Origin of the sequence: Microbaculum marinum (assembly GCF_037855135.1) — a bacterium.
Taxonomy (GTDB): Bacteria; Pseudomonadota; Alphaproteobacteria; order Rhizobiales; family Tepidamorphaceae; genus Microbaculum; species Microbaculum marinum.
This window is the reverse complement of the sequence record NZ_JAZHOF010000002.1, coordinates 354,742-362,595: the sequence shown is the minus strand read 5'-3', so window position 1 is coordinate 362,595 and position 7,854 is coordinate 354,742. Positions and strand designations below refer to the sequence as shown.

The 7,854-nt window shown below is 65.5% G+C and carries 5 protein-coding genes; all 5 read right to left on the bottom strand.

Features of this window, described 5'->3' with window-relative positions; translation table 11 throughout:
- Nucleotides 1-112: 112 nt before the first annotated feature.
- Genes V3328_RS05255 through V3328_RS05235 form a run of 5 tightly spaced genes read right to left on the bottom strand, consistent with a single transcriptional unit; the run spans nt 113 to nt 7,789 of the window.
- Nucleotides 113-1,744, bottom strand: coding sequence for an ABC transporter ATP-binding protein (locus tag V3328_RS05255; protein ID WP_340328564.1), 1,632 nt, complete (start codon nt 1,742-1,744; stop codon nt 113-115).
- A 10-nt stretch (nt 1,745-1,754) separates the two neighbouring features.
- Nucleotides 1,755-2,909 (bottom strand): ABC transporter permease, encoded by a 1,155-nt coding sequence (locus tag V3328_RS05250; RefSeq protein WP_340328882.1) that lies wholly within the window; start codon nt 2,907-2,909, stop codon nt 1,755-1,757.
- A gap of 27 nt (nt 2,910-2,936) precedes the next feature.
- Entirely contained in the window at nt 2,937-4,043 is a 1,107-nt protein-coding gene (locus V3328_RS05245) for a microcin C ABC transporter permease YejB (RefSeq protein WP_340328563.1), read from the bottom strand.
- Nucleotides 4,044-4,047: 4 nt separating this feature from the next.
- The gene (locus V3328_RS05240) at nt 4,048-5,913 is read right to left on the bottom strand and encodes an extracellular solute-binding protein (protein ID WP_340328562.1); all 1,866 of its coding nucleotides are present in this window, start codon (nt 5,911-5,913) and stop codon (nt 4,048-4,050) included.
- Nucleotides 5,914-5,920: 7 nt separating this feature from the next.
- Complete coding sequence (locus V3328_RS05235; RefSeq protein WP_340328561.1) at nt 5,921-7,789, bottom strand: extracellular solute-binding protein; 1,869 nt, start codon at nt 7,787-7,789, stop codon at nt 5,921-5,923.
- Nucleotides 7,790-7,854 lie beyond the last annotated feature (65 nt).

The window sequence follows — 7,854 nt, the reverse complement described above, 5'->3', positions numbered from 1 at the left end:
GGCCGGCCGCGAGCCTTGCGAAGCGCTCCGCCCAGTCCGCGCTGTCCCAGCCCTGGATGGCAAGGAGGATGCTCATGCGTGCCATCTGCCTCGTATGGTCATTGCCTGGCGCCTACTGCGCCACCACGCCGTCGGGAGCGGCCTCGATCTCGAATGCGGCCGCCATCAGCGCCTTGGTGTAGTCCGTCTCCGGGCGCTCGAAGATCTTCTGCGCCGGGCCGTGTTCGACCACCTTGCCGGCCCGAAGGACGATGACATCATTGGCCAGCGCCCGGACGACCTTGAGGTCGTGGCTGATGAAGAGATAGGCCAGGCCGTGGCGCTTCTGCAGGTCGCGCAGCAGGTCGACGATCTGCGCCTGGACGCTCATGTCCAGCGCGCTGGTCGGCTCGTCGAGCATGACGAACTTCGGTTCCAGCACCATGGCGCGCGCGATCGCGACGCGCTGGCGCTGGCCGCCGGAGAACTCGTGCGGGTAGCGGTCCATGGTGGCGGGATCGATGCCGACCTCCGTGAGGGCGTTGGCGACGCGCGCCCGGCGCTCCTCGTATGAGAGGCCGGTCTGGTGCACCTTCAGTCCCTCGCCTACGATGTCGGCGATCGACATGCGCGGGCTGAGCGAGCCGTAGGGATCCTGGAAGACGATCTGGATGTCGTCGCGCATGGTGCGCATCTTGCCGAACGAGAAGGTGTCGATCTCCTGGCCGAGATAGACGATCCGGCCGTTGCTGGAGATCATCCGCAGCAACGCCAGCCCGAGCGTCGTCTTGCCCGAGCCGGATTCGCCGACCACCCCGAGCGTCTGGCCTTCGCGAACGGTCACGTCGACCCCGTCGACGGCCTTGATGTGACCGACGGTGCGGCGGAAGAAGCCGCGCTTGATCGGAAACCAGACCTTCAGGTCGTCGGCCTCCATGACCACCGGCGCGGTCGGATCGGCGGCAGGCGGATCGCCCTTCGGCTCGGCGGCGAGAAGGTGCCTCGTATACTCGTGCTGGGGGTTCTCGTAGACGTCCTTAGTGACGCCTGCCTCGACGATCTCCCCGTTGGTCATCACGCAGACCCGGTCGGCGACCTTGCGGACGATGCCGAGGTCATGGGTGATCAGCAGGATCGCCATGCCATGCTGTTCCTGCAGCTCCTTCAGCAGCTTCAGGATCTGCGCCTGGACGGTGACGTCGAGCGCCGTCGTCGGCTCGTCCGCGATCAGCAGGTCCGGCTCGTTGGCCAGCGCCATGGCGATCATGACGCGCTGGCGCTGGCCGCCCGAAAGCTGGTGCGGATAGCTGCCGAGCCGGGTTTCGGGGTCGCGGATGCCGACCCGGTCCAGCAGTTCTATGACGCGCTTGCGGGCCGCCGATCCCGACATGCCGCGATGGATCTCGAGGATCTCCCCGATCTGCCGCTCCACAGTATGCAGCGGATTGAGCGACGACATCGGCTCCTGGAACACCATGGTGATGTCGTTGCCGCGCACCCGCCGCAGGTCGCGGTCGTCCTCGTCGAGCAGGTTCTCGCCCCTGAAGAGTATCTCCCCCGAGGGATGCTCGGCCGGCGGATACGGAAGCAGCTTCAGGATGGACAGGGCGGTCACCGACTTGCCCGACCCGGACTCCCCGACCAGCGCCAGCGTCTCGCCCTTGGCGATGTCGAACGACACGCCGCGCACGGCATGCGTGACACCTCCGGCCTGGCGGAAGTCGACCCGGAGATCGCGGATGGAGAGGAGGGGTTGCGGGGTCATGTAGCGCGCCTCACCTGAACGTCTTTCGCGGATCGAAGGCGTCGCGGACGGCCTCGCCGACGAAGATCAGCAGGCTCAGCATGATGGCGATGGTGAAGAAGCCGGTGAGGCCGAGCCAGGGGGCCTGCAGGTTGGACTTGCCCTGGGCCAGCAGTTCGCCGAGCGACGGCGAGCCGGGCGGCAGGCCGAAGCCGAGGAAATCGAGCGAGGTCAGCGTCGTGATCGAGCCGTTCAGGATGAACGGCATGAAGGTCAGCGTCGCCACCATCGCGTTCGGCAGAAGATGCCGGAACATGATCGTGACGTTTCGCACGCCGAGCGCGCGGGCCGCCGCGATGTATTCGAAATTGCGGCCGCGCAGGAATTCCGCGCGCACCACGCCGACGAGCGCCACCCACGAGAACAGGAGCAGGATCCCCAGCAGGATCCAGAAGTTCGGCTCGATCACCGCGGCGATGATGATCAGCAGGTAGAGCGAGGGAATGGACGTCCAGATCTCGAGCACGCGCTGGAAGATCAGGTCGGTCCAGCCGCCGAAATAGCCCTGCACCGCGCCGGCGGCAACGCCGACGACGGAGGAGACGATGGTGAGGATCAGGCCGAACAGCACCGAGATGCGGAAGCCGTAGATCAGGCGGGCGACGACGTCGCGGGCCTGGTCGTCGGTGCCGAGCCAGTGCCAGTTGCCGATCGTGCAGTTCACGTCGTTGACGCCGTCCGGATAGCCCTGGCAGCGCTCCTCCAGGCTCATCAGCCAGAACGGCGGCGCCGGTGCTGGGACCGGGATCTCGTTGTCGACCGTGCGGTAGCTGTAGCGGATCGGCGGCCACAGGATCCAGCCGCCGGAGTCGTTGATCAGGTCCTGGACGAACGGGTCGCGGTAGTCGGCCTCGGTCTCGAAATCGCCGCCGAACTCCGTCTCCGGATAGAACGCGAAGATCGGCGCGTAATAGGCGCCCTCGTACTCCACCAGGATCGGCTTGTCGTTGGCCAGGAACTCGGCGAACAGGCTGAGGCCGAACAGGATCAGGAAGATCCAGAACGACCAGTAGCCCCGCTTGTGCGACTTGAAGTTGCTCAGGCGGCGCTGGTTGATCGGCGACAGGGCGAAACGGCCGCGGGCCGGCGGCGCATCGGCGACCGAGACCTCGCGGTCGCGTGGCAGGGATTCCGGATTGACGCGGGCTTCCACCTAGACCTCCCGCGATTCGAAGTCGATGCGCGGGTCGACCCAGGTGTAGGTCAGGTCGGAGATCAGCCCGACGATCAGGCCCATCAGCGAGAAGATGTAGAGCGTGGCGAAGACGACGGGATAGTCGCGGTTGACGATCGATTCGAACGACAGCAGCCCGAGGCCGTCCAGCGAAAAGATCGTCTCGATCAGGAGCGAGCCTGCGAAGAACGCGGAGATGAAGGCGCCGGGAAAGCCCGCGATGATGATCAGCATGGCGTTGCGGAAGACGTGCCCGTAGAGCACCTGACGCTCGGTCAGGCCCTTCATCCGCGCCGTCATCACGTACTGCTTGCGGATCTCGTCGAGAAACGAATTCTTGGTCAGGAGCGTCGTCGTCGCGAAGGCGCCCAGCGCCATCGAGATGATCGGCAGCGTCAGGTGCCAGAAGTAGTCGGTGATCTTCTGGTACCAGGGCAGGCTCTCCCAGTTGTCCGAGACGAGGCCGCGCAGAGGAAACCAGTCGAGGAAGCTGCCGCCGGCGAACAGCACGATAAGCAGCACGGCGAACAGGAAGCCCGGGATGGCGTAACCGACGATCACGATCGCCGACGTCCAGGTGTCGAATCGCGAGCCGTCGCGCACCGCCTTGGCGATCCCGAGCGGGATCGAGATCAGGTAGGAGATCAGCATCATCCACAGCCCGAGCGAGATCGACACGGGCATCTTCTCCACGATCAGGTCGATCACCGCGATATCGCGAAAATAGCTCTCGCCGAAATCGAAGCGGATGTAGCTGGAGATCATCTTCAGGAAGCGTTCGTGCGCCGGCTTGTCGAAGCCGTACTGGCGCTCCAGTTCCTTGATGAACTCAGGATCGAGGCCCTGCGCGCCGCGGTACTTCGACTGGACGGAATCGGTGCCGCCGGTCTGGGCGCCGCCGCCGGTCTCGCCGCCGCTTCCCCCGCCGATGCGCGCCGTGGCGGACACGTCGGTGCCCTGCAACTGGGCGATGACCCGTTCGATCGGCCCGCCCGGCGCGAACTGCACGATCACGAACGACACCAGCATGATCCCGAGAATGGTTGGGATCATCAGCAGCAGGCGCCTGAGGATATACGCGGCCATCGCGCTATGCGCCCTTGCCGAGCTTTTCCGCCTTGTCCGCGTCGAGCCACCAGGTCTCGACGACGCCAAGCGCGTAGCGCGGCTTTTCGGCCGGCTTGTCGTAGACGTCCCAGAATGCGACGTCGTGGGTGCCCTTGTACCAGTGCGGCACCCAGTAGCGGCCGGCACGCAGGACCCGGTCCAGCGCGCGCGCCGCGGTGATCTGCTGGTCGCGCGTCGCGGCGTTGATCACGAGGTCGGTGAGCGCATCGATCGCCGGGTTCCGGATGCCGGAGAGGTTGTTCGATCCCGGCACGTCGGCGGACGGGCTCGTCCAGAACTGCTTGATGCCCTCGCCCGGCGTCGGCGACATCGAATAGCGGCGCACGATCAGATCGAAGTCGAACTCGTTCAGCCGGCTCTGGAACTGCGAGGCGTCGACCGTGCGCGCGCGGGCGTCGATTCCGACCCGCTTCAGATTTCGGATGTAGGGCTGCACGACCCGGTCGAAGGTCGGCTCGTTGTCGAGGAACTCGACGCTCAGCGTCTCGCCCTCGGCGTTCTTGCGGACCCCGTCGACGATCTCCCAGCCGGCTGCGCTCAGGAGATCGGCGGCATGGCGCAGGAGCTTCCGGTCCTGGCCCGATCCGTCGGACACCGGCGGCGAGAACGGCTCGCCAAACACCTCGTCGGGAACCTTTCCGCGCCACGGCTCGAGCAACTCGAGTTCGGCCTCGTCCGGCAGACCTTCGGCCATCATGTCGGAGTTCTGGAAGTAGCTGTGCGTCCGCTTGTAGTGGTCGTAGAACAGCGTCCGGTTGGTCCACTCGAAGTCGAAGGCGTAGGTCAGCGCCTCGCGCACGCGCGGATCGGCGAACTTCTTCAGCCGGGTATTGATGAACCAGCCCTGCGCGCCGGACGGCGTATCGTCGGGGAGCGTCTCGCGAACGACGCGTCCATCCGTGACGGCAGGGAAATTGTAGCCTGTCGCCCAGACGCGCGCGGTGAACTCCTCCCGGAACAGGTAGCGCCCGGCCTTGAAGGCCTCGAAGGAGACGTCGCGGTCCCGGTAGAACTCGTAGCGGATCGTATCGAAGTTGAACTGGCCGCGGTTGACCGGCAGGTCCTTGCCCCAGTAGTCGTCGACGCGCTCGTAGTCGATGTATTTGCCGATATCGAGGCCGCCGACGCGGTACGGCCCCGAGCCCAGCGGCATGTCCATGGTCGATTCGTCGAACGGCCGCGCCTCGTAGTAGGCCGTCGAGACGATCGGCAGCGTCGCTACGGTCTGGGCGAGATCGCGCGCCTGCTTCCCCGAGAACACGACCTCAACCTCGTGCGATCCCTGCGCGGTCGCGGACACCATCTCGCGGATCGTCTGGCTGATCAGCGGGTGGCCCTTGTCCTTCAGGATGTTGAGCGAGAACTCGACGTCCTGTGCGGTCAGCGCGGTCCCGTCGTGCCAGCGCGCCTCGGGGCGCAGGAAGAATCGATAGGTGTTGCGGTCATCCGATACATCGACGGCTTCGGCGACCAGGCCGTAGATCGCGTCCGGCTCGTCGAGCGCGCGCACCATCAGGCTATCGTAGATGATCGTGAGGCCGACCGGCGCGTCGCCCTTCAGGATCAGCGTGTTCAGCGAATTGAAGGTCTGCGGATTCTGGTTGAACGCCCAGCTCGACGGCACCCGCGCCAGCCTGCCGCCCTTCGGCGCGGCCGGATTGACGTAGTCGAACGCCGCGAAATCCGCCGGATACTTGAGGTCGCCGAACACGGAGAGACCGTGCAGGCGCTCGGAGGCCCGGGCCGGCAGTCCCGGCAGGCAGGCGGCGCCGGCGATCGCGGCCGTACCGGCCAGGAGATCGCGCCGGCTGGGTCGGAACGACGACATGGCGGCCCTAGGAACCATTCTTGATGGCGGCCGCCTTTTCCGCGTCCCACCACCATGTCGAAGTCGAGAGCCCGTAGTCGGGCAGCACCTCGGGAAGCCCGAACCTGTCCCACCGCGCCGTTCTGATGACCGGGGTGTAGAATTGCGGCACCAGATAGTGGTTCCACAGAAGCACCCGATCGAGGGCTCGCGTTGCCGCGACCAGCGTCTCGCGATCCTCGGCATAGATGATCTCGTCGATCAGCTTGTCGACGGCGGGGTTCTTGATTCCGATCGTGTTGCGGCTGGCCGGAGCGTCGGCCGCCGCCGAGCCCCAGTAGTCGCGCTGTTCATTGCCCGGCGACAACGACTGGGCGAACATGTCGGTCGTCATGTCGAAGTCGAAATTGTCCATCCGGTTCTGATACTGCGAGGTATCCACCGTTCGGATCGTGGCCTTTATGCCGAGCCGCTGCAGGCTCTGGATGTAGGGTGACAGGATCCTCTCGGAATCGGGCTGATCGTTCAGGAACTCGACCGTGAAGGGTTCGCCGGTCTGGCCGTTGACCAGGACGCCGTTCCTCACTTCCCAGCCGGCGTCCTTGAGCAGTCCCGCCGCCTCGCGCAGGTTGGTGCGCGCCGCGCGCGTGTCGCCGCCGACCGGGTTCTCGAATTCGGTCGTGAACACCTCCGGGGGGACCTCGTCGCGCACCTTCTCCAGGAACTCCAGTTCCTTGCCCTCGGGAAGGCCTTTCGCCGCAAGTTCCGAATTCTCGAAGAAGCTGCCGGTACGCTTGTACTGGCCGTAGAAGATGTTCGCGTTCAGCCATTCGAAGTCGAACGCGTAGTTGAACGCCTGCCGGACCCGCGGATCCTGGAATTTCTGCCGGCGCAGGTTGAAGATGAACCCCTGCATGGGCTCCGCATTCTTGGTCAGGAACTCCTGCAGCACCACGTCGCCGCGCTGCACGGCGGGGAAGTCGTAGCCGGTTGCCCAGCGCTTGGCGCTGTTTTCCGCGCGCAGGTCGAACTGGTCCGCCTTGAACGCTTCCAGCGCGATCGTCATGTCGCGATAATACTCGTAACGGATCTCGTCGAAGTTGTTCTGCCCGACGTTGACCGGCAGGTCCGCGCCCCAGTAGTCCGGGACGCGCTCGTAGGAGATCGACCGTCCGGGCTGCACGCTCTTGATCCGGTACGGCCCGGACGCCAGCGGCGGCTCCAGTGTAGAGCCGCTGAAATCGCGCGGATTGCCGTTCGCGTCCTCGCCTTCCCAGTAGTGCTTGGGCAGTACGAAGAGCTGGCCGGTGATCTGCGGAAGCTCGCGGTTGCCCGACTGGTCGAAGGTGAACGTGACCTCACGCTCGCCGGTCTTCTCCGCGCTCACCACGTTGTGGTAGTAGTAGTTGTACTGGGGATGGCTCTTCTTCAGCGTCTCCAGGCTCCAGATCACGTCCTCGACGGTGATCGGCTCGCCGTCGTGCCAGCGCGCCTCGGGCCGCAGCCGGAAGGTCACCGAGGAAAAGTCGTCCGGGTACTTCATCGATTCGGCGATGAGGCCGTATTCCGAACTCGGCTCGTCGAGCGAGTTCGTCATCAGCGATTCGTAGACCAGCCCGGACCCGGCGGCCGGCGCGCCCTTGATGTTGAAGGGGTTGAGGGTGTCGAAGGTGCCGATCGCCGACTGGCGGAAGGTGCCGCCCTTAGGCGCGTCGGGGTTTGCGTAGTCGAAATGGGTGAAACCGGCGGGGTACTTCAGATCCCCGAACAGGGACGCGCCGTGTCGCCAGTTGCCACCGTCGGCCTCCGGCTCGCTCCGGATCTGGTTCCCGGTCTGATCCTGGGCCTCCACGGTCGCTGCGAACGGCGCCGCAGCCACCGCCACGGCAACGGCCATGGCTATCCGCCGGATCGGAATCCGCATCGCTCTCTTGCCCCTCTCTGGTTCGCTCGTTCCGGCTA